The organism is Acidiferrobacteraceae bacterium, from assembly GCA_037388825.1.
In the GTDB taxonomy this organism is placed as follows: domain Bacteria; phylum Pseudomonadota; class Gammaproteobacteria; order Acidiferrobacterales; family JAJDNE01; genus JARRJV01.
The window spans coordinates 1-21147 of record JARRJV010000011.1 but is presented as its reverse complement, the minus strand read 5'-3'; the positions used below and the strand labels follow the sequence as shown (position 1 = coordinate 21147).

The window sequence follows — 21147 nt, the reverse complement described above, 5'->3', positions numbered from 1 at the left end:
TTTATGGTTTGCGTATTATAGGGAGATCCTCATGCGCAAGCATCCAGGATTGGTATGATGGACGTGGCCACGTCAACCGAGGGAGGATGATGTCCGGATCACTGACTTTCCGTTTCTACGGCGGGCTCAATGACTTTCTTGCCGCGGAGCAGCGCCGGGTCGATTTTGTGCATTGGTTTCGCGAACAGGGTTCGGTCAAGGATGTCATCGAGTCCCTGGGCGTACCGCATACGGAGGTGGACCTCATCCTGGTAGACGGTACCCCCGTGGGGTATGACCACCTCGTCAGTGGCGGCGACCACATTTCCGTTTTTCCTTCCGGTGGCTCCCGCAACATCGCCACGGAAAGTCGCCTGCAGGCGCCGCCGCCCGCGGCGCGATTCGTACTCGATACCCATCTCGGACGTCTGGCGGCGTATCTGCGCATGCTGGGCTTCGATACCCTGTACCGGAACGACTACGACGATCCCGAACTGGCGGAGATCTCCAGTACGCAGCAGCGCATCCTGCTCAGTCGGGACAAGAAGCTGCTCATGCGCAAGCAGGTGGAGTTCGGCTACTACGTGCGTGCACGCATGCCCCACGAGCAGCTGATCGAGGTGCTCAGGCGTTACAAGCTCTTCGACAGGCTACATCCGTTCACCCGCTGTATGCATTGTAACGGCACCATCCGGCCCGTGCCCAAGCAGGTAATCGTAAAGAAGCTCATGCCGCGCACGAAGGAATTGTACGAGGAGTTCTGGCAGTGCCGCGATTGCGGAAAGATCTACTGGAAGGGCAGCCACTACCGGCGCATGGAGGAGCAGATCGCCGGTATCGCGAATCTCGCGCCGGGCGACTGAATGCCCTAGAGGGCGCGGATCTTCTCCAGCTGTTCGCGCAGACTGGCAAGGGCGGATTCCATTTCCGCGACACGCTGTTTTTCCTGATTCACCACTTGGGCCGGCGCCCTGGAGACGAAGTTCTCGTTCGCCAGCTTGGTGCCGGCCCGCTCCAGATCCTTTTCACTCTTTTCGACTGCCTTTGTTAGCCGCGCGATTTCGGCCTCCTTGTCGATCAGGCCCGCGAGCGGGACGAGTAGCTTCACGTTGCCCACGAGGGCCATGGAGGACTCCGGCGCGGCTTCATCGGCGGCGATGAAATCGGCGGACTGCACCCGTGCAAGGAACCGTATATAGGGTTCGTAGGTGCGCAAGCGCTGCTGCTCTTTCTTGCTCGCGCCCTGCACCAGGATATCGATCCTGCGGCTGGGTGCGATATTGAATTCGCCGCGGATATTGCGCAGGCCGTCGATGGCTTCCATGGTCCAGCGCATCTCGTCCACCGCCGCGGTATCGATATGGCTTTCGTCGGCACGGGGGTAGGGCCGGGTCATAATGGTGTCACCGGAAACACCCGCCAGGGGCGCGACCCGCTGCCAGATCTCCTCGGTGATGTACGGAGTGATCGGGTGCAGCAGGCGCAGGATGGTCTCCAGCGCCCGCACCAGGGTCTGGCGTGTGCCACGCTTGCGTTCTGCCGGGGCGGCCTCGTCGTTGAGCGCTACCTTGGAAAGTTCAAGGTACCAGGAGCAGTACTCGTCCCACACGAAGCTGTACAGGTTCTGGGCCATGTGGTCGAAGCGGTATTCGGCCACCGCGTCGGCCACCTCCTGTTCCACCTGCTGCAGCCGTGACACGATCCAGCGGTCGGCGACCGTCAGTTCCACTTCGCCGCCGGACTGGCCACAGTCCTCGCCCTCGGTGTTCATGAGCACATAGCGCGCCGCGTTCCACAGCTTGTTGCAGAAGTTGCGGTAGCCCTCTATGCGGTTGAGATCGAAATTGATGTCGCGCCCGGTGGAGGCCAGGGCGGCGAAGGTGAAACGCAGGGCGTCGGTGCCGAAGGCCGGGATGCCGTCGGCGTAGTCCTTGCGCGTCTGCTTCTCGATCTTCTGCGCGAGTTGCGGCTGCATGAGGCCCGTGGTGCGTTTCTTTACCAGCGCCTCCAGCTCGATGCCGTCGATCAGGTCGATGGGGTCGAGCACGTTGCCCTTGGACTTGGACATCTTCTGGCCGTGGGCATCACGCACCAGGCCGTGGATGTAGACTTCGTGGAAGGGGACGTCGCCCATGAACTTCAGGCCCATCATGATCATGCGCGCGACCCAGAAGAAGATGATGTCGAAGCCGGTGACCAGCACGCTGGTGGGGTAGAAGGTCTTGAGCGCTTCCGTCTGTTCCGGCCAGCCCAGGGTGGAGAACGGCCACAGGGCGGAGCTGAACCAGGTGTCGAGCACATCCTCGTCCTGTATGAGGGTGATGTCCTTGCCGACATTGTGTTTCGCCCGTACCTCGTCTTCGGAGCGGCCGACATAGACCGTTCCTTCCTCGTCGTACCAGGCCGGGATGCGGTGGCCCCACCAGATCTGGCGCGAGATACACCAGTCCTCGATGTTGCGCATCCATTCGAAGTAGGTGTTCTTCCAGTTGTCGGGCACAAAGCGGATGTCTCCATCCTCGACCGCCTTGATCGCCGGCTCTGCCAGCGGTCCGACCTTCACGTACCACTGGTCGGTGAGATAGGGTTCGATCACCGCGCCGGAGCGGTCGCCGCGCGGCACCATGAGCTTGTGGTCGTCGATCTTCTCCAGCAGTCCTTCAGCCTCCAATGCGGCGACTACCTTCTTGCGCGCATCGTAGCGGTCCAGTCCCTGGTAGTCGCTGGGGATGCCAATGTCCGACGCAAGAACGATCACGTCTCCCGATTTTGTCGCAGGCTTCGGTTCCGCGCTTGCGTCGCTGACGATCCTGGCGTCCGGGGTGAACACGTTGAACAGCGGCAGGTTGTGACGTTTGCCGACGGCATAGTCATTGAAATCGTGGGCCGGGGTGATCTTGACGCAGCCGGTGCCGAATTCGGGATCGACATAATCGTCAGCGATGACGGGGATGCTGCGCCCGGTGATAGGCAGGATCACCTGCTTGCCGACAAGATCCTGATAGCGTTCATCGTCAGGATGCACGGCGACGGCCGAGTCGCCGAGCATGGTCTCCGGACGGGTCGTGGCGACCACCAGCTGACCGCTGCCATCGGCCAGGGGGTAGCGCATGTGCCACAGGTGGCCGTTCTCTTCTTCCGACAGCACCTCGAGATCGGACACCGCCGTATGCAGCACCGGATCCCAGTTCACAAGCCGCTTGCCGCGATAGATCAGGCCTTCGTCGTACAGACGGACGAATACCTCTTTTACCGCCTCGGACAGACCCTCGTCCATGGTGAAGCGCTCGCGCGACCAGTCCAGGGATGCGCCCATGCGTCGCAGCTGGCGCGTAATCGTGCCGCCGGAGTGGTCACGCCACTTCCATACGCGCTCGAGGAAGGCGGTGCGGGACTGCTCCACCGTGTCACCAAGGTCGAAACGGGACTTGCCTTCGGCCTCCAGTTGCCGCTCCACCACCATTTGCGTGGCGATGCCGGCATGATCCGTCCCCGCCTGCCACAGGGTATTGTTCCCCTGCATGCGGTGGTAGCGGATGAGCGCATCCATGATGGTGTCCTGGAAGGCATGGCCCATGTGCAGGCTGCCGGTCACGTTCGGCGGCGGGATCATGATGCAGTAGGATGCGTCGCCGCCGCCGGGGGCGAAATAGCCTTTCGACTCCCAGGTCTGGTACCAGTGCTGTTCGATGGCGTGGGGGTTGTAGGTCTTTTCCATGAAGGCTTGCTTGGGTCCGGCGCGGCGCCGCTGCGGTGGCGCGGCCGTGTTTTGTCATTCGCTCACGTGGATGCGGGCGGGGATTATACAGAACCGGGCCCGATATCCGTATAGCCGCGGCTGAGGAGTGGGGTCGTGGCACCATGGTATGATGCGGGGGTTAAGCGCCGATGCAGAAGGAGCGCCGCTTGCCGGCCGAAGACCACAAGAAGCGGCTCGCCGCCGTACTCGCCATCACCCTGGGCCTCAAGCTGTTTCTCGCCTGGCTGATTCCCGTCACCGGCGACGAGGCCTATTTCTTCCTGTGGGGCCAGAATCCCGCCCTGGGTTTCTACGACCACCCCCCTATGGTCGGCTGGTTCCTGACGCCGTTGATGGCCCTGGGGGATGCCCTGTGGTGGTTGCGTCTACCGACTATCCTGATTACCACCGGCATCGGCTGGGGTATGTACCGCCTGCTGCGCGGGGTGGACCAGGAGCGGGCGCTGCTGGCGGCGACGCTGTACCTTCTGGCGCCGGCAACGGTGATCGGGGTTCCCATTACCACCGACACCCCTTTGATCCTCTGGTCCTTTCTCTCGGCCCTGTGCTTCTACCGCGCCCAGGAGAAGGATCATTGGGGCTGGTACCTGGCCGCGGGCGTGTTCCTGGGGCTCGCGTTTCTGTCCAAGTTCTTCGCCGGCATCCTCGGTCTTGCCTTTGTCGCCTACCTGGCGTTGTTCGTGCGCCGTGGCTGGCGGCCCTGGGTCGGCATCGTGCTCGTGGTACTGGGCACCGTGCCGTTCATCGCCCTGAACCTCGCATGGAACTACGACCATTGTTGGGACAACTACCTGTTCAACCTTTTCAATCGAACCCGTGGACATCATGCCTCCATCACCGGTCCGCTGCTGTACGTTCTGATGTGGTTCTACCTGGCAACACCGCCGGTTTTTGTCTATCTCGTCCGCGGGCGTTCGCGAGTGCGCGAGATGATGCGGGCCGAGCGCCTGGGTCTGTTTGCGGCCCTGATCCTGGTCGCCGCATCGCTGTTTGCCCTGCTTTCCATTCGCCAGGCCGTGGGCCTGCATTGGGTGCTGAGTTTCTATCCGTTCCTGTTCATTGCCACCGGCGTGGTTCTGAGCCTGCGGCAGCTGAAGATCTCCACATGGTTCATGGGCCTGTTTACCGCCATTCACGTGCTCGTGGTCATCGGGCTCGTGGTCCTGCCGACTTCGGTGTTCAAGCCCTGGAAGAGTCCCCACCAGTACATCGTGCTGGGCGTACATACCGACGAGGTGTTGCGGGCACTGCGTCCCCTGGGTGACGGGTATCTGTACGCGACAACCAACTACAGCCTGTCGGCAACATTGGCCTATCGTGGCCGTCGACGGGTGATCGTATTCGGACCTGGATCCGAACACGGTCGCCAGGATGACATACTGACAGACTTCCGTACGCTCGAAGGCAAGAACATCCTGATCCTGCAGATCCACAAACCCAAACGCGCCTACTACGCGAGCTTGTTCAAGAGCGTTGCCTATCACACCATCACCGTGGAAGAGGCGCAGTACTACGTTGTGCTGGGTCAGGGATTCCGCTATCCGGCCTATCGGGACGGGGTGCTGGCGAAGGTCCGTCAGCGCTTCTACCGAATCCCGAAGTTTCTGCCCTGTGGCGCCTGCTATATGAACGACCGCTACTTCCAGACTGATCGTTCGACGGAGGAGGCGCACTGATGCGCAGCCGGCGTATGTCCCTGTCCGGGTGGGGCCGTTTTCCGGTGCAGGAGTGCGAGGTCTGGCGGCCGGAACGCTATCACGACCTGATGCTGCGCGAGGGCGCCATGACCCTCCGTGGACAGGGGCGCAGCTATGGCGACGCGGCGCTGAACGAAAATGGCAATGTCGTTCTCAACGCGCGGGTGAACCGTTTTATTGAATTCAGTCCCGATACCGGCCTGTTGCGCACGGAGCCCGGCGTAACGCTGGAAGAGATCGTGTCGGTGTGTCTGCCCCATGGCTGGTTCCTGCCGGTGACGCCCGGGACCAAATACGTATCGATCGGCGGTTGCGTCGCTGCCGATGTACATGGCAAGAACCATTTCCGCGACGGCAGTTTCGGTGCAGCGGTGCAGGCCTTCGAATTGTTGACCGCCGACGGTGCGCGCCTTTCGTGCACGCGCGACAACAACAGCGAATTGTTTTTCGCCACCCTTGGCGGCATGGGCCTGACCGGTGTCATCGGCGAGGTGACGCTGCAGCTGCGTCGGGTTGAAAGCGCGTGGATGAAGGTGCGGCAGAAGAAGTCACCAGACCTCGAGCGCGTGTTCGCCGATCTCGCGGACGGTGATCCGGAAGACGAGTATCGCGTCGCCTGGATCGATTGCCTCGCCCGCGGCAGGCATCTCGGGCGCAGCGTGACCATGAGTGCGCGCCATGCCCGCATGGACGACCTCTCGGGGACCCGGCGCGGGCAGCCCCTGGTGGTCGCGCCACGCCGAAAGCGCACACTGCCGTTTAATTTTCCCGGATGGGCCCTGAACAGCCTGTCCATCGGGGTATTCAACCATCTGTACTACGCGCGTGAGGGCGCGCGCGGCGGTCCTTCTGTCAGCGACTACGATCGCTACTTCTATCCCCTCGACGCCATCGCCCACTGGAACCGGATGTACGGCAAGCGTGGCTTTGTTCAGTATCAGTGTGTGTTGCCCTCGGATACCGCCTTTGACGGCATGCGCGAGATTCTCGAGCGCCTGTCCCGCAGCCGGCGTCCATCGTTTCTCGCGGTCCTGAAACGCCTGGGCGAAGAGAGCGGCGGCCTGCTGTCCTTTCCCATGCCCGGCTACACCCTGGCCCTGGACCTGCCCCTGCGCGGGCGCGGGTTGCTGCCGCTGCTGGACGAGCTCGACCGCATCGTTATTGAAAAGGGCGGTCGCGTCTATCTGGCCAAGGACGCGCGCCTGTCCGCGGAGGCCTTTCGCCACATGTACCCGCGTCTGGATGACTGGCTCGCGATCAAGGGGCGTATCGACCCCGACAATCGTTTCACCTCCAGTCTCGCTCGCCGACTTGGCCTGGAGCCCCCCCATGGCTGAGTCCACGACCGGCACGGTTCTGGTTCTGGGCGCGGGTTCGGCCATGGCCCGCGGGATCGCTGCGGCCTTCGCCAGTCATGGCCACGCGCTGTATCTCGCCGGCCGCGATCTGGAGGAACTGGAACGGATCGCGTCGGATCTACGGGTTCGAACCGGCGTGGACGTGGACTTCGGCCAGTTCGATGCGCTGGATACACAATCCCACGCGGGTTTCGTGCAGGCCGTGCTTGCAGAGGTCGGGGCTTTGGCCGGCGTGGTGTGGGCGGTTGGCTACATGCCCGCGCAGGAACAGGCCCTGGCCGACTTCGGCGAAGTACAGCGCATCATCGATACCAACTTCACGGCCGCCGTTTCCATGCTCGACGTCTGTTCTGCACATCTTGAAAAAGAAAGTGGTGGTTTCCTGGCGGTCATCAGCTCGGTCGCCGGTGACCGTGGGCGGCAGAGCAACTATTACTATGGTTCCGCCAAAGGCGCGCTTACCTTGTACCTGCAGGGTCTGCGAAATCGACTGCATAGCTCGGGCGTGCGGGTTCTGACCATCAAGCCGGGCTTCGTGGATACCGCCATGACCTGGGGTCTGCCGGGGCTGTTCCTCGTTGCCTCGCCGGAACAGGTGGGCCGGGCCGTCGTCCGCGCGGTGCAACGGCGACGGGATGTGCTCTATGTTCCCTGGTTCTGGCGATACATCATGCTCATAATCCGCCACATCCCCGAACGCGTGTTCAAGCGCCTGAAGCTGTAGTGCCACCGACCGAAAAACCGGTGGTGGCGGCATTCGATTTTGACGGGACGGTCACCTATCGCGACACCCTGTTTCCCTTTCTGCGACATGTGCTGGGTACCGGCGCATTCGCCCGCAGGGGCGTCGCCTCCTTGCCCGTGTTGGCGGCCTATGGGACGGGCCTGATGGCCAACGACGTCGCCAAGGCGCGCACCCTGTCCCGCTTCATTGGTGGAATGACGCTGGCAGATCTGCAGGCCCTGGGCGCCACCTTTGCGCGCGACAACTTGCCGCGGCTGGTGCGGCCGCGCGCCCTGGAGCGCCTGCGCTGGCACCGGCAACAGGGTCACCGCTGCGTGATCGTCAGCGCGTCGCTGGATCTGTATCTGGAACCCTGGGCCGCCGCCATGGAAATCGATGAAGTACTTTGCACGCGATTGCAGGTGGACAGCGACCAGCATGTGAACGGGGCATTGGCGACCGCGAACTGCTATGGCAAGGAAAAGCTGCGCCGCCTGGAGCAGGCCGTGGGCCCGCGCGGCGACTATATCCTGTACGCCTATGGCGACAGTCGTGGAGACCGTGAGCTGCTGGCGGCGGCGGACCATGCCTGGTACCGGACTATGCCCGGATCGCGAGAATCAGTATAAGGTATGCAATGACCTTCCTGCGCCACTTGCTCCGCATGATGCGGCCACACCAGTGGGTGAAGAATCTTTTCATCTTCACCGGGCTGATCTTCGGCCATGCCTGGCATGACACCCATCTGGTCCTTCTCGTGGTTCTGGCCGCGATCGCCTTCTCGTTTCTGTCCAGCGGCGTGTACATCATTAATGACATTGCCGACGTGGAAAGCGACCGTGCCCATCCGCGCAAGCGGCATCGGCCACTGGCGGCCGGCGAGATCGCAGTGATGGCGGCCGCGGCCGCCGCGGTCGTACTCATCGTGATCGCTTTCGGGATTGGCTGGTATGCAGGACCGACTGTGGCGGCGCTGTTGTTCGCCTACCTGCTCATCAACGGTGGTTACTCCGCCGGCCTCAAGCACGTTCCCATACTGGACGTGTTTATCATCGCCGCCGGCTTCATGTTGCGCATCCTGGTTGGCACCGCCGGTGTCGGAATCGCACCCTCGCAATGGTTGCTCCTGTGCGGGCTGATGGTGACCCTGTTTCTCGGCTTCGCGAAGCGTCGCGCAGAATTGCTGGTGGCGGTGGAGCAAGGCAGCCGTACGCGCAAGGTCCTGGTGCAGTACGATGCTCCGCTGCTGGATGTGATGATCGCTATCACCGCCACCAGCACGGTCATCACCTATGGCCTGTATACCGTAAATGCGGAAACCATCCGGATACACGGGACACCTTATCTCATCTATACCTTGCCGTTCGTTCTGTACGGCATCATGCGCTACATCTTCCGCCTGCATCACCACCGCCGTGGCGAGGATCCGGCACGTGAGTTGTTTACCGATCCCCATCTGATCGCGACCGTGCTCGGTTGGGCGGCGGTCACGGTCTGGCTGATCTCCTGATCGTGGACGCCGAGCCTCCAGGCCCAGCCACCCTTTCGCCGCGCCATGTGCGCGCCCTGATCGTCTCGCTCGTCGTTGCGGCGCTGGCCTACCTGCTGGTGTCGCTGTGGGGTGGCTGGCACGGGGTATTGCAGGCGGGTCTGCGGGTGGGGTTTGGCGGCATCGTCGCTGCGCTGGCGCTTTCGCTTCTGAACTATGGCCTGCGCTTTGTTCGCTGGCAGTATTACCTTGGCCTGCTGGAGCAGGCCGTTCCGGCAGCAACCAGTCTCCGGATCTACCTGTCCGGATTTGCCCTTACGACCACGCCTGGGAAAGCTGGCGAGCTCGTGCGCAGCGTCCTGCTGGCGACACGAGGCGTACCGTATCGGCAGAGCGTGGCGGCTTTCTTCTCCGAGCGCCTGTCGGATCTCATTGCTGTACTCCTGCTCGCCGGGGGAGGGGCCCTGGTTTTCCCCCATGCCGGGCAGTTGTTCGCCCTGCTGGTGCCTGCGGTGGCGGTTCTGCTCCTGCTGTTGCAGGCCCACGGCTGGCTCGGCCAGCTTAAGCATTGGTTGCAGGCGCACGCAGGAAATCGCCTGCTTGCCTTTGCCGGGCATCTGGTCGACGTGATCCTGCACAGCGCGCGCCTGTACGCCCCGGCACCGCTCCTGATCGGGCTCCTGCTGGGCGTGATGGCATGGGCGGCCGAGGGTCTGGCCTTCTGGCTCTTGGCTCACTGGATGGGTTTGTCCCTGTCGCTGGAGACGGCTGTTTTCATCTACGCCTTCTCCATGCTTGCCGGGGCCGTGAGTTTTCTGCCTGGAGGCCTGGGGGGTGCCGAACTCGTCATGATCGGCCTGTTGGCCCTCAACGGCGTTGCACGACCGGAAGCGGTGGCACTGACCTTGCTGATCCGGATGACGACGCTCTGGTTTGCGGTGGCGTTGGGGCTGGCGGTTCTGATAAGGGGCAGGTAGTTTCCTGTCAATAGCATCATCGCGCGGCGGTCGCCGGATCCGCATGGCGTTTTCCCTTTCTCCCGCAGTTGACTTCGCGGGTCAACTAAAGAAGTCGGGACCCGGTAGACCCTGCCGCGTCCCGGTTCGAATCTCTTGAAAAGACAGGGGTATTAGCTTATGTTGATCGTCCAAGTGGGGGTACCCACAGTGTATTTCGTACAACAAGTACAGCCATGTGGAGGGGAGAAGTTAGATGAGTGACGAATTGATCATCAAGGTTTCGCATATGGAGGGTCGCGTTCCCGTGGCCGTCATTCATGTGGTAGGCGACGTCGACGCCAATACGCACCAGGCGCTGGACGCCAAGGTCGACGAGGTCATGGCCGCTGGCGCCGAGAACGTCCTGCTGGACCTGACCAAGGTCGCCTACATGAGCAGCGCCGGCTTTCGTTCCATGCATCGCCTGCACACACTGACCGGCGAGAAAGGCGGTGTGGTCAAGCTCCTGAATCCTGCCGACGAAGTCAAACGCCTGATGAAGGCCATGGGCTTCGACACCGAGATGTCGGCCCACACGGATTTGGGCCAGGCAATCGACGCGTTCTAGACCTGGTTCGCACTCCCAGTGCCTGGCACAAAAGTCGGCGAACGTCTGGACGTCGACGCGGACCTGAATAACCTCGCGACGATACGCCAGTTCGTGCGACGGGTAGCCACAGCGGCGGGCCTGGATCGTGCAAGCGCGGACGACCTGGTCCTGGCCGTAGACGAGGCGGTAGCCAACATCATCACGCACGGTTACGGCAAGAACGGGTCCAGCCCGATCGAGGTGGAGGCTGTCCCCGGTAACGGGGCTGTCACCGTCCACGTTCGAGATCGCGCACCACAATACAATCCCCTGGAAGAGACCGCGGCGCCGAAACTGGAATCGCCGCTGAAGCGGCGGCCGCCTGGCGGGTTTGGTGTCTACCTGATCCGCAAGAACACCGATCGGGTCGAGTACCGCGCTCGCGAGGGCGGTGGCAACGAGCTGATCATGGTCAAAAACCTGCCCTGAATTCGTGACCTCGGTCTAGTCGCGCGTCGCGGTCAGTATGGTGATGTCGTCGGACTGGGCGGTATCGCCGACGAAGACGTCGATCCGTTCTATCATCTTTTTCACGGAGCCGCTGCCGGCCACTCCTCGGCTCAGCATCTCGAGGAGGCGCTCCTCGCCGAAACAGGCGTGTTGGTCGTCCCGGGCCTCGGTCACGCCATCGGTATAGACCACCAGCATCTCGCCCGGCGCCAGGCTGGCCGACTCCACCCCGTATGAGGCACCGGCAAACAGCCCCACCACCGGGCCTGTGGGCTCCAGCCGCGCCCGGGGTGCGCCATTGGCCATGATGAATGCCGGTTCGTGGCCGGCATTGATGTAAACGAGTTCGCCCGTCTCTGGTTTCAACAGGGCAATGAACAGCGTGGTGAACATGCTCGAGCGTCCATGTTCCGTTGCCACGTAGTTGTTCACCCGGGTTACCACCCGCACCAACGCGGCGCTAGCCGTCGTCTGCGTCTCCTCCTCGCTCGCGAGGACGCGGATCAGGCTGCGGAACAGGCTCATGAACAGTGCCGCGCCAACCCCCTTGTCACAGACGTCGCCCACAAGCAGCGCGGTATAGCCGATGTCAGGTACCGGAAATGCATCGTAGAAGTCCCCGGCCACCTCGCGCGCCGGCCTGAGGTCGGCCTCGATGTGCCAGCCCTGCAGCTGCGGTAGCTCCGATGGCAGGAATCCGCCCTGAATACGACGACCGATCTCCAGCTCGCGCTCGAATGCATCGATTTGATGGCGATCGGAACTGATGTCCCGGACCCGATGACGCAGGGTGCGGCATAGCCCCTGGATGACACCGGTAGCAGTATCGGGATAGCGGGCGAACAGCTCGTAGAGGGAGTTGCGGCCAAGCCGTAGCAGCGTCGAGTCCGTTTGCGCGGTGACCGATGCGCTGCGCAGTTCATCGTCCAGCGCCGACAGTTCGCCGAACAGTTCACCCTGCTGCAGGAAATTGAGCACCAGGTCGCCATCGTGGACCCGCACCTTGCCGCTGACCACAAGGTAGGCGGCGTCTCCGGGCTCGCCCTTGCGCACAATGCTGTCCCCGGCGACCACTGTCACCTTTTCGAGCCTTTCGGCGACGAGATCGAGTACCTCATCATCGGCGGTGGCGAAAAGTTCACTGCGACGCAGCAGGGAACGGGGAGGTGGGAAACCGGGGTTGTCGCTCATGTTCGTTTCGGAACTGAACCTGTTGCGGGTTACGGCGCATTCGTCCGCGGGGGTCGCCTTGCCGGTGTTGTCGTATGATACCCATATCTTGCGGAAATGTCGCCGGACCGATGTGCCTCTGCCCAATCCGGCGCCGCGTCTTGTCCTTGCAGCCGATGGTATGACCCGCCAAATGGGTCAGCAAACGTCTTTCGCTCCCGCCGTGGCGGCCCATCTTGCCGATAGAGCAGGCTTTCATGCGCAGCAGCGCCGGCACTCCACCGGGTCCTGACGATTCCATAACGCTGGATCGACAAGTGACAAAACGACAGAATAGGTCCTGCGCAAACCGGTCGTTCCCGATATGTTCAGGAGATTTTTCACCTTCCACGCCCTTGCGGTTCTTGCGGGCCTGGCATGGTATGTAAACCGAAAATTGGAGAACGCTCAGCTCGAGAAGGTGTTCTACAGTTTTCTGGCAGTCGCGGCATCATACCTGCTGTTCAAGTTGGTCCTGGAAGGCGTGATCAGCCGCCGGATCAAGGATTCGAGGACGCGCTATTCCTTTCGCAAGACCGCGCAGATTCTTTTCATTGTTGTTTCCTTCATTGTTGTTCTGCGAATCTGGGTGCCCAATCCGCAGGCTTTGCTCGTGGCGTACGGGCTGGTTGCCGCAGGTGTTGCAATCGCCTTGCAGGATGTTTTCAAGAATTTCGCCGGGGTTCTTGCGATTCTATTGAGTGGAATCTACCGCGTAGGGGACAGGATAGAAATCAATTCAAGACTTGGCGACGTGATAGATATTGGTCTGTTCTATACGACCCTGATCGAATTGCGCGAGTGGGTGGACGGTGATCAGACAACCGGGCGCATTACCTCCCTGCCGAATGGCCAGGTCCTCAGTTACCCGGTACATAACTACACGAAAGATCACAATTTCCTTTGGGATGAGATCGCGCTGCCGGTCACGCACGACAGCAACTGGAAGAAGGCGATGGAAGTTGTTCAGTCAGTTGTGGAGGAACAGACGAGTGAAAGCACCCATCGTGCCGAGCAGGAGATCTCGAATCTTGGAGAAAAATACTTTCTGTCAAAACGAAACATTGAACCGTCGGTCTTTGTCACTCCCACTGACAACTGGATCATGCTGCGCATCCGCTATGTGGTCGACGTTCGGGAACGGAGGCTCGTGCGAAATGAGCTCTCAAAACTCATGCTTGAAAGAATACAGCAAGCTCCTGACATAACCATAGCTTCAGAAACGCTCACGGTGACAAACATTCCACCACCAGCATAGTGGTCGCGGGGCGAGACTGTTCAACGAACCTGCAACAGAAGGACCCTTCAATTTTGACAACGGTCAAGGAGGTCCGGCGCCAGACTTCGTACGGTTTGTGAAATTGGCATCGGGAATTCCTGATTCAAACAGAAAGATCGGCCATGGAATCTCTGACTGACTCCGAGCTTGTCGCGCTGCGCGAAGCGCTGGATGACGAATATCGCGCCTGGGCGACTTATGATCAGGTGGTTGCCGATTTCGGCCCAGTGTCTCCATTCAACAACATCCGCGAGGCAGAGGCGCGCCATATTCAGGCCTTGCATGGGTTGTTCATACGCTACGGGCTTACCGTGCCCGAGAATCCGTGGCCGGGCCGGGTAACGCGTTATCCGGGCCTGCAGGAGGCGTGCCGGGCCGGGGTGGAGGCCGAGATCGAAAACGCCGCGCTGTACGAACGGCTGCTCGCGAGCACCGAGCACGCCGACATCCTTGAGGTGTTCCGGAACCTGCGGGACGCCTCACAGCAAAATCATCTGCCGGCGTTCCGGCGTTGTGCCGAACGGGGGCTGCGGGGAGGAGGCCGCGGGAGCGGCGGGTGGTATCGCCGCGGTCGACGACGAGGCTCATGACCTCCATCCTGGAGAAAGGCGGTGGGGCGTTCACGGGAATCAAGCTCCTTCTATGCGAGAATCCCTTGCCTCCCGTCGATGCCGCCATCGAAGCGGCCCGCGCGGAACTGCCGCGTAGCAACTTCTACACCGAGGCCTACTCGGCGCCGCTGCGGCGTCTGCTGGCGCAGCAGCTTGGCGTACCCGAGCGGCTGATCCACATCAATGCTGGTTCCGAGCTCATCCTGCGACAGCTGTTCGCGCGTTTCGGTGGGCAGGTACACCTGCTCACGCCCACCTACGCGTTGTTTCCAGAGATTGCCGAACATTACACGCAAACCCGGCTGCTACCGGAACAGGATTTCTCGTTCGACCTGGCGCAACTGCAGATTCCGTCCGGCACCACGCTCGCCGTCATCGTGAATCCGAACAATCCGAATGGTGGCACCTTCGACATGTCGCCACGATCCGGGCTGTTGCGCCGGCATCCTGACACGAGATTTCTGGTGGATGAGGCGTTCATCGGTCTCGCCGGGCAGTCGGTGGTACAGCTGGTGTCGACGCATCCGAACCTGCTCGTGACGCGCACCTTGTCGAAGGCCCACAGCCTTGCCGGCTTTCGTGTCGGTTATGCAGTGCTGCCGGAGGCCATTGCCGATGATTTGAATCGGCACAACGATGCCTATCCCCTGGCCCGCCCGAGCGAGGCCGCCGCCATTGCCACGCTTCAGCACGAGGAGGAGATTCATGCCCGGGTTGGCAGGTTGCGCCAGTGGACCGAGTCGCTGGCTGCCGGGTTGCGCGAACTGGGTGTGCGTACCTGGCCAACCGACACCTATTTCTTCCTCGCCGATTTCTCGCCGTACGATGCCGCGCTACTCGCCGAGCAACTCCGGGCGGAGGGGATTCTCGTCAAACCGCTCAATGACAGCCGTCTTGGACCGGGCTATATGCGCGTCACCACGGCCTTGCCGGAAGACAACGCGCATTTTCTTGCGGCGCTCAGACGGCTGCTCTAGGCTGGTCCACACAGGAGAACAGGATGGATCCCTTGCTGTTGTGGATCATCGGAAGCGGTGTACTCATGAGCGCGATCGCGCTGGTTGGCAGTGTCACACTAGTGCTGAGCGAGCAAGCGCTGCAGCGGATCCTGCTGCCACTGGTGGCGTTTGCCGCCGGATCCCTGCTGGGCGGGGCATTCTTTCACATGGTTCCTGCCGGGCTTGCGTCCGGCATGAGTCATATCACGGTTTATGTTCTGATCCTTGCCGGCTTCGCCGTATTCTTCGCGCTGGAACAGTTCCTGCACTGGCATCACTGCCATCGAGCCGAGACCGAATGCAAGAAACCGCTCACCTACTTGATCCTGATCGGCGACGGGCTACACAACTTCCTGGGCGGGCTGGCCGTCGCAGGCACCTTCATCATCGATATCCATCTCGGCATCGTGACTTGGTTGGCGGCGGCGGCCCATGAGGTACCGCAGGAACTGGGCGACTTCGGTGTACTGGTCCACGGTGGCTGGGCGAAGCGTCGAGCCCTCTTCTACAATGTCCTCTCGGCGCTTACCTTTCTGCTCGGCGGTGTCATTGCATACTTTGTCTCATATCGGATCGATGTTTCTTTCCTGGTGCCCTTTGCCGCTGGCAACTTCCTCTACATCGGTGCCGCCGACCTGATTCCCGAGGTCAAGGCGCACGCCAATCTTCGGGCTAACTTCATTCACTTCGCAGCGTTCGTCGTTGGCGTGGGACTGATGCTGGCGGTGAAATTGCTGATGGAACCCTGAAGGCGATATCCATGAACCCGACCTACACAGCGGTGCTGCTGTTGTCGCTGCTCTCTGTCGTGACGACAGCGCTGGGCGTGGTGCTGGCTCTTCGACTGCGCAGGAAACGTCGGGCGATCGCTTTCGGTATCGGTTTCTCCGCCGGCATCATGGTGCTGATCTCGATCGTCGAACTGATACCGGAGGCGAGCGCCGCCACGGGGGTGGGTCGCACGATCAGCACCGTTGCGCTCGGCGTCGGAGTCTTGTGGGCCCTGCACTTCCTCATTCCGCACGCCCATTTGTTCCCGGAGACCGGGTACTTCAATCAGGCCGTTTCCCGCTCCGCCTATCTCGTCGCGATCGGACTCATTCTGCATGACATACCCGAAGGCTTTGCCATGGCCAACGCCTATATCGCCGCACCCTCGCTTGGTTTGCTCGTAGCGTTAGCCATCGCCCTCCACAATCTTCCGGAGGAGTTCGCCATGGCGGTTCCGGTGACGTTGGCCCACAGCAGGCGACTGCTGTTCGGCGCGGCATTGCTTTCCGCGATGGCCGAGCCCCTCGGGGCGATCCTCGGCCTGGTGGCGGTGGGGATCGCACCACGGCTGAATGCGGATTTCATGGCCTTTGCAGCGGGCGCGATGTTGTTCGTATCCATCCACGAATTGATCCCCATGGGGAGACGGTATCGTCGATTGGGATACTTTTCCGGCGGGGCTCTACTGAGCCTACTGGTGTACTGGTTGCTGAAAAGGCTGACCGAGGGAATTCCGGTCGGTTAGCATCGGGCTTGATTCCGCGACCCACCGCATTCGGCCGATGACGGGCCCGCCATCGATTCGCAACTATTGATCGTTATCCTTCTTCGTGTCTTCTTCCGTGCCTGGGTGTTCGTCGAGCAGTCCGCGCACTACCAGTTCATGCTGCAGCAGGGATTGCAGCTGCATCACCATCTTCACGTCCAGGGCTTCCTTGCTGGCACGTTTGAGTTCGATGTTCAAAGCAGCGGCTACCTTGATCGCGATGTCGCGGATTTCCGGGCGCACCTCCTGGTCCAATGCCTCCGGCGGCGGCGCGACCACATCATTCAGGACCGGGATGTCGTCCCAGCCGATTTCAATCTGCTTCGGCTTGCCGCGGCGGCTTCTGCCGCGTGCCGGTTTCGGGGGCGGGGTGTCCTGGAGCTGGGCGGACCCTTCCGCCGCATCGGGATCCGCTTCCGGGACCGGTTGGGTCGGCGCGGGTTCTTCCATTTCCAGGTGGAATTCCTCGGGAGATGCGACTGTATCTTCCAGATCGGTCTCCGGTTCCGGGTCCATCGAATCGGGTGTCCTGGCGACCTGCGATGGTTTCAGGTCTTCCCCGATATCCGACGGGCCGCCGGAGGCGGCAGTCGATCTTTTTCCGGGCCGGGGCAGGGGTTCGCCCGCTGCCGCGGCACCGATCAGCGCCTTCAGCGAACTGAGAACTTCGTCGCGACTGCGGGAGTGGATGACATTGGGCGATTTCGTTTCCGGCGCGACCGCGGACTTCTTGTCTTCGTCGTTGGCGAGTTCATTGTTGAGTACGTCCTGCAGGGAATTGAGGACCTCGTGCAGGGTGTGCTTCGTCGACGGTTTGTGTTTCGGTGCTTGCGTCGGTTTCTTGGCGGGGTCGTGGGCCATGGCCGGTATCACAGATTGTGCGTGTTCAATGCGTAGCCGCGGTCGCGGTAGAAGCGATAACGCTCGCGTCCGGCCTGTTTTGCGTCTTCGCTTGCGCCGACGAGTTCGGCCACTCGATCGAAGCGGCTGAAGAAGCCGGGCACCTCGCCGGCCAGGTTCACCATGACATCAACGAATCCTTCCGGCGGTTCGCCGTCGCCGATACAGATCGGCGCGTCGGTGCCGTTGATCTCATGGGGTACGAAACTGCCCTGGCTGAAGGTCCAGAGGAGCTGATCCAGTTGTTCTGCCTGCTGCCGGTCCGCCACCAGGAGGTAGACGCGGTGTCCCAGGCGATAGATCTTCTCCGCCAGGCGGCAGGCAACCCGATCCGCCGGTTCCGCCGGGTCACTGAGCAGGTAGAAATCGATACTGGTCATGTACCCCCATTTTAGCCCGTGGCCCGGTCGATGAGGTACTGGGCCAGCAGGCCCACCGGCCGGCCCGTTGCGCCCTTGTTTTTCCCGGTCCGCCAGGCAGCGCCGGCGATGTCCAGATGGGCCCATTTGTAGGCCTCGGTGTAGCGCGCCAGGAAACAGGCGGCGGTAATGGCGCCTGCCTGGCGGCCGCCGATATTGGCCATGTCGGCGAAATTGCTGCGTCATTGCCCAGGACGGCGCTGGCGTGGGCGCCCAGGGCAACCACGACGGCGCCGGTGAGGGTGGCGATGTCGATGACCGCCGCAGGCTGGAATCGCTCCGTGTAGGTGAGGGCATCGCACAGGATCAGGCGGCCCTCGGCGTCGGTATTCAGGACTTCGATCGTTTGTCCCGACATGCTGGTGACAATGTCCCCCGGCTTGTTGGCATCGCCGTCCGGCAGGTTCTCGGAACTGGGAATGACACCCACCACATTGATCGGCAGTTTCAGCATGGCGATGACCTTCAGCGTACCGAGAACGCTGGCGCCGCCGCACATGTCATACTTCATTTCGTCCATATTGGCCGCGGGCTTGAGGGAGATGCCCCCGGCATCGAAGGTCAGCCCCTTGCCCACCAGGGCCACGGGCGCGTCACCCTTCCTGCCACCGTTGTACTCCAGCACGATGAGCTTGGGCGGCTGCCGGCTGCCCCGGGACACGGAAAGCAGGGCGCCCATGCGGAGGTCTTCCATGTCCTGGCGGTCGAGGATGGTGGCCTTCATGTCGTATTCCTCGGCCAGGGCCTGGCCCTGTTCCGCGAGGTAGGTCGGGGTGCAGATATTCCCCGGCAGGTTGCCAAGATCGCTGGCCAGGGCGATTCCGGCCGCAACTGCCTCGCCCGTATCCAGGGCCCTGCGTGCCGAATCGTCGTCGATGTCGTCTCCGGCGAACACCGTGACCACGTCCAGTGGCTGCCGTACTTCTTCCGGTTTGCTCTTCAGGCGGTCGAAGCGATACAGGGCCGTGGCGATGGATTCCACCTCGTGGCGCAACTTCCAGAAACCGTCCCGCTTTCCTACGGTGAGTTCGCCCAGGCAGAAGGCGGCATGCCGGGTGGCGGTGCGGTCCAGCCGCTTCGCCGCCGCGGCGACGGTCGCGCGATAGCGATCCTCGTCGAACTTGTCCACTTTTCCGAGGCCGACCAGGAGCACGCGTTTGCCCGTGACGCCTGGCAGGTCGTGCACCAGCAGGGACTGGTCCTTCTTGCCTTCCATGTCGCCGCTTTCGGTCAGTTCGGCGATGCGACCGCCACTGGCGCGGTTCAGGGCCTCGGCCGTGGGGGTCAGTGCCGGTCCCTCGAAAATGCCTACCACAAGACAGTCACAGGCATGGGAAACCGGATCGGCTCGTTCGAATTTGTATTCCATGGAATCGCTTCTTGTTTGATTTGGGGTTGTCGGGAAGTGTCGCCTTGGGCGGCATTTTAGCGTGTATTATAGAGGGATGCGTATGATTTCACGACTGGTTGGGCCGCGCAGGTGAGTTTGAAGATCATCGAACGTTCGTTCTACCGCGAAGCGGCGACGGCGACCATTGCCATGATTGTCGTATTGAGCTCCCTGTTCCTGATGCAGGGTGCGGGAGTGCTTTTGGCGCAAACGGCGGAAGATGCGCCAAAACGGAACGTCCTGCTCGTGATGCTGGTCCTGAATACCCTCAAGGACTATGGCGTATTGATGTTGTTGTCCGTCTATATCGGTGTGCTGTTTACGCTGACCCGTTGGTACCGCGACAGTGAGATGGCCGTACTATCCGCTTGTGGCATCGGCACTACGCGTCTGCTTCGACCGGTACTGATCTTCGCACTGGTATCTTCCCGCCGATCGTTTTTCAGGCAATCGACAGCGTGAGCCGGCACGTCGCGGAGCGGAAGGACATCGGCTGGATCAGCCAGGGAGCCTTCAATTCCAGTCGCCGCAGCGGTTCCGTGGTCTACGTGGAGCAAACGGACGGAACCGTGCTGCACAACATCTTTGTGGAGCAGGGGGGGACCCCCGGACGGGTGATCGTGGCGGCCAAGGGCCGGCAGTTTAAGGACGTGGCAACGGGCGAGGAGACCCTGCAGCTGAGCCGGGGGGTTTCCTATGAAGGCACAGCCGGTTCCGGCGAGTACCGGACCGTGGAGTTCGATTCCTATCGTCTCCGGATCACCCCCGCTACCCGTGCGGCCCGCAAAAAGGATAACCTGCAAGCAGCCGCGACCGGAAAACTGTTGCGCTCGGACATTGGCACCGCTGCTACCCGGCAGGCGGAGCTACAGGGGCGAATCAGCAAACCCATTATGGTCTTTGTCCTGGCGGCCTTTGCCCTGGCACTGTCCTACACGGAACCGCGGCGGGGAAGGTTCTTCAACCTGTTTGTGTCCGTTGTGTTCTTCTTCCTGTACATGAACGTAACGGGTATCGGCAAGACCCTGATCCGGGACGGCCGGATTCCGCCGGCCGTGGGCCTTTGGTGGATACACCTGCTGTTCATTGCCGTGGCGTCGTGGTTCCTCTGTCGTCGACACCTGGGCAAGCCCCTGCTTTCGATTTCCCTGCCCTGGGGGCGCCCATGATCCTGACCACGCTGGACCGTCATGTGGCGCGCACACTGATCACGAGCACGCTGTTCGTATTTGTCGTTGTCCTCGGCCTTTTCTCGGTGGTCCTGTTTCTGGACGGCGTCAGTGACCTGGGACGCGCCCATTTCAACCTCGGTGCGCTGCTGCTTTATGTGGTGCTCAATCTGCCCGAGCGGACCTATGAAATCTTTCCCGCGGCGACCCTGGTCGGGACCATCGCCGGGCTATCGGTGCTGGCCCTCAATTCCGAGCTCACGGCGATGCGGGCCGGTGGCCTTTCCCTGGCGCGGCTGGTGGGCTCCATCATGCTCGGGGGATCCGTTTTTGTTCTGGCGGGTGTGCTTTTGGGAGAATTCGTGGTCCCGTACAGTTCCGATCTCGCGGCCGAGGGTCGTGCCCAGGCCCTGGGCCAGGCGGTGGGTCGCCGTCAGGCGGCGATCTGGTTTCGGGACGGGAACCGGTTCGTACGGGTTGGTGAGGTGTTACCCGACCTGAGCCTGCTCAACCTGGATATTTTTGACGTGGACCCGGGCAAGGCCCTGCGTAACCAGATTCACGCCGACCGGGCGCGCTACCGGCAAAAAA

The 21147-nt window shown here is 61.7% G+C and carries 22 protein-coding genes; 17 read left to right on the top strand and 5 right to left on the bottom strand.

Going from position 1 to position 21147, the window contains the following annotated elements:
* Positions 1–89: 89 nt before the first annotated feature.
* Positions 90–842, top strand: a complete 753-nt coding sequence (locus P8X48_03210) for a Mut7-C RNAse domain-containing protein (GenBank protein MEJ2106326.1) — start codon at positions 90–92, stop codon at positions 840–842.
* Positions 843–847: 5 nt separating this feature from the next.
* Here the strand turns inward: P8X48_03210 and P8X48_03205 are convergent, their stop codons facing one another.
* Positions 848–3697 (bottom strand): valine--tRNA ligase, encoded by a 2850-nt coding sequence (locus P8X48_03205; protein MEJ2106325.1) that lies wholly within the window; start codon positions 3695–3697, stop codon positions 848–850.
* Positions 3698–3867: 170 nt separating this feature from the next.
* Between P8X48_03205 and P8X48_03200 the strand changes: the two genes are divergently transcribed.
* The 8 genes from P8X48_03200 to P8X48_03165 all read left to right on the top strand — a co-directional run bounded on the left by P8X48_03200 (position 3868) and on the right by P8X48_03165 (position 11023).
* Positions 3868–5415, top strand: a complete 1548-nt coding sequence (locus tag P8X48_03200) for a glycosyltransferase family 39 protein (protein ID MEJ2106324.1) — start codon at positions 3868–3870, stop codon at positions 5413–5415.
* Complete coding sequence (locus P8X48_03195; GenBank protein ID MEJ2106323.1) at positions 5415–6773, top strand: FAD-binding oxidoreductase; 1359 nt, start codon at positions 5415–5417, stop codon at positions 6771–6773. The genes P8X48_03200 and P8X48_03195 overlap by 1 nt, the downstream gene beginning before the upstream one ends.
* Complete coding sequence (locus P8X48_03190; GenBank protein ID MEJ2106322.1) at positions 6766–7518, top strand: SDR family oxidoreductase; 753 nt, start codon at positions 6766–6768, stop codon at positions 7516–7518. Before P8X48_03195 ends, P8X48_03190 begins: the two co-directional genes overlap by 8 nt.
* On the top strand, positions 7518–8147 hold the full coding sequence (locus P8X48_03185; GenBank protein ID MEJ2106321.1) for an HAD-IB family hydrolase: 630 nt from the start codon (positions 7518–7520) through the stop codon (positions 8145–8147). The genes P8X48_03190 and P8X48_03185 overlap by 1 nt, the downstream gene beginning before the upstream one ends.
* A gap of 8 nt (positions 8148–8155) precedes the next feature.
* Positions 8156–9028: a decaprenyl-phosphate phosphoribosyltransferase gene (locus P8X48_03180; protein ID MEJ2106320.1), complete on the top strand. Its 873-nt coding sequence runs from the start codon at positions 8156–8158 to the stop codon at positions 9026–9028.
* The gene (locus P8X48_03175) at positions 8995–9984 is read left to right on the top strand and encodes a lysylphosphatidylglycerol synthase transmembrane domain-containing protein (GenBank protein MEJ2106319.1); all 990 of its coding nucleotides are present in this window, start codon (positions 8995–8997) and stop codon (positions 9982–9984) included. Before P8X48_03180 ends, P8X48_03175 begins: the two co-directional genes overlap by 34 nt.
* Before the next feature lie 235 nt (positions 9985–10219).
* A complete protein-coding gene (locus tag P8X48_03170) occupies positions 10220–10573 on the top strand; it encodes an STAS domain-containing protein (GenBank protein MEJ2106318.1) in 354 nt (117 codons plus the stop codon).
* An 18-nt stretch (positions 10574–10591) separates the two neighbouring features.
* Positions 10592–11023: an ATP-binding protein gene (locus P8X48_03165; protein ID MEJ2106317.1), complete on the top strand. Its 432-nt coding sequence runs from the start codon at positions 10592–10594 to the stop codon at positions 11021–11023.
* A gap of 15 nt (positions 11024–11038) precedes the next feature.
* Here P8X48_03165 and P8X48_03160 read toward each other — a convergent pair whose 3' ends face one another.
* A complete protein-coding gene (locus P8X48_03160) occupies positions 11039–12235 on the bottom strand; it encodes a SpoIIE family protein phosphatase (protein ID MEJ2106316.1) in 1197 nt (398 codons plus the stop codon).
* Between the two features lie 487 nt (positions 12236–12722).
* On the opposite strand from P8X48_03160, the gene P8X48_03155 reads away from it, so the two are divergent.
* The 5 genes from P8X48_03155 (at position 12723) to P8X48_03135 (ending at position 16657) form a co-directional block, all read left to right on the top strand.
* Positions 12723–13511: a mechanosensitive ion channel gene (locus P8X48_03155; GenBank protein ID MEJ2106315.1), complete on the top strand. Its 789-nt coding sequence runs from the start codon at positions 12723–12725 to the stop codon at positions 13509–13511.
* Between the two features lie 143 nt (positions 13512–13654).
* Complete coding sequence (locus P8X48_03150; GenBank protein ID MEJ2106314.1) at positions 13655–14122, top strand: hypothetical protein; 468 nt, start codon at positions 13655–13657, stop codon at positions 14120–14122.
* A complete protein-coding gene (locus P8X48_03145; protein MEJ2106313.1) occupies positions 14119–15120 on the top strand; it encodes a histidinol-phosphate transaminase in 1002 nt (333 codons plus the stop codon). Before P8X48_03150 ends, P8X48_03145 begins: the two co-directional genes overlap by 4 nt.
* Before the next feature lie 23 nt (positions 15121–15143).
* Positions 15144–15890 carry a ZIP family metal transporter gene (locus P8X48_03140; protein ID MEJ2106312.1) on the top strand — a complete coding sequence of 249 codons (747 nt, stop codon included), beginning with the start codon at positions 15144–15146 and terminating at the stop codon, positions 15888–15890.
* A gap of 11 nt (positions 15891–15901) precedes the next feature.
* Positions 15902–16657 carry a ZIP family metal transporter gene (locus P8X48_03135; protein MEJ2106311.1) on the top strand — a complete coding sequence of 252 codons (756 nt, stop codon included), beginning with the start codon at positions 15902–15904 and terminating at the stop codon, positions 16655–16657.
* Between the two features lie 63 nt (positions 16658–16720).
* Here P8X48_03135 and P8X48_03130 read toward each other — a convergent pair whose 3' ends face one another.
* Genes P8X48_03130 through P8X48_03120 form a run of 3 tightly spaced genes read right to left on the bottom strand, consistent with a single transcriptional unit; the run spans position 16721 to position 19366 of the window.
* Positions 16721–17539, bottom strand: a complete 819-nt coding sequence (locus tag P8X48_03130) for a hypothetical protein (protein ID MEJ2106310.1) — start codon at positions 17537–17539, stop codon at positions 16721–16723.
* A gap of 8 nt (positions 17540–17547) precedes the next feature.
* Positions 17548–17958 (bottom strand): DNA polymerase III subunit chi, encoded by a 411-nt coding sequence (locus tag P8X48_03125; protein MEJ2106309.1) that lies wholly within the window; start codon positions 17956–17958, stop codon positions 17548–17550.
* Positions 17927–19366, bottom strand: a complete 1440-nt coding sequence (locus P8X48_03120) for a leucyl aminopeptidase (protein MEJ2106308.1) — start codon at positions 19364–19366, stop codon at positions 17927–17929. Before P8X48_03120 ends, P8X48_03125 begins: the two co-directional genes overlap by 32 nt.
* Before the next feature lie 117 nt (positions 19367–19483).
* Here P8X48_03120 and P8X48_03115 point away from each other — a divergent pair, with 117 nt between their 5' ends.
* The 3 genes from P8X48_03115 to P8X48_03105 all read left to right on the top strand — a co-directional run.
* Positions 19484–19849, top strand: coding sequence for an LptF/LptG family permease (locus P8X48_03115; GenBank protein MEJ2106307.1), 366 nt, complete (start codon positions 19484–19486; stop codon positions 19847–19849).
* Complete coding sequence (locus P8X48_03110; protein MEJ2106306.1) at positions 19846–20556, top strand: LptF/LptG family permease; 711 nt, start codon at positions 19846–19848, stop codon at positions 20554–20556. Before P8X48_03115 ends, P8X48_03110 begins: the two co-directional genes overlap by 4 nt.
* Positions 20553–21147, top strand: a 595-nt coding sequence (locus tag P8X48_03105; GenBank protein MEJ2106305.1) for an LptF/LptG family permease, incomplete at its 3' end; no start/stop codon positions are given. The genes P8X48_03110 and P8X48_03105, both read left to right, overlap by 4 nt.

Excerpts from the sequence above, each read along its gene's own strand:
- P8X48_03210 (MEJ2106326.1), top strand. The coding sequence starts at position 90 with ATGTCCGGATCACTGACTTTCCGTTTCTACGGCGGGCTCAATGACTTT.
- P8X48_03205 (MEJ2106325.1), bottom strand. The coding sequence starts at position 3,697 with ATGGAAAAGACCTACAACCCCCACGCCATCGAACAGCACTGGTACCAG.
- P8X48_03200 (MEJ2106324.1), top strand. The coding sequence starts at position 3,868 with ATGCAGAAGGAGCGCCGCTTGCCGGCCGAAGACCACAAGAAGCGGCTC.
- P8X48_03195 (MEJ2106323.1), top strand. The coding sequence starts at position 5,415 with ATGCGCAGCCGGCGTATGTCCCTGTCCGGGTGGGGCCGTTTTCCGGTG.
- P8X48_03190 (MEJ2106322.1), top strand. The coding sequence starts at position 6,766 with ATGGCTGAGTCCACGACCGGCACGGTTCTGGTTCTGGGCGCGGGTTCG.
- P8X48_03180 (MEJ2106320.1), top strand. The coding sequence starts at position 8,156 with ATGACCTTCCTGCGCCACTTGCTCCGCATGATGCGGCCACACCAGTGG.
- P8X48_03170 (MEJ2106318.1), top strand. The coding sequence starts at position 10,220 with ATGAGTGACGAATTGATCATCAAGGTTTCGCATATGGAGGGTCGCGTT.
- P8X48_03160 (MEJ2106316.1), bottom strand. The coding sequence starts at position 12,235 with ATGAGCGACAACCCCGGTTTCCCACCTCCCCGTTCCCTGCTGCGTCGC.
- P8X48_03150 (MEJ2106314.1), top strand. The coding sequence starts at position 13,655 with ATGGAATCTCTGACTGACTCCGAGCTTGTCGCGCTGCGCGAAGCGCTG.
- P8X48_03145 (MEJ2106313.1), top strand. The coding sequence starts at position 14,119 with ATGACCTCCATCCTGGAGAAAGGCGGTGGGGCGTTCACGGGAATCAAG.
- P8X48_03140 (MEJ2106312.1), top strand. The coding sequence starts at position 15,144 with ATGGATCCCTTGCTGTTGTGGATCATCGGAAGCGGTGTACTCATGAGC.
- P8X48_03135 (MEJ2106311.1), top strand. The coding sequence starts at position 15,902 with ATGAACCCGACCTACACAGCGGTGCTGCTGTTGTCGCTGCTCTCTGTC.
- P8X48_03130 (MEJ2106310.1), bottom strand. The coding sequence starts at position 17,539 with ATGGCCCACGACCCCGCCAAGAAACCGACGCAAGCACCGAAACACAAA.
- P8X48_03125 (MEJ2106309.1), bottom strand. The coding sequence starts at position 17,958 with ATGACCAGTATCGATTTCTACCTGCTCAGTGACCCGGCGGAACCGGCG.
- P8X48_03120 (MEJ2106308.1), bottom strand. The coding sequence starts at position 19,366 with ATGGAATACAAATTCGAACGAGCCGATCCGGTTTCCCATGCCTGTGAC.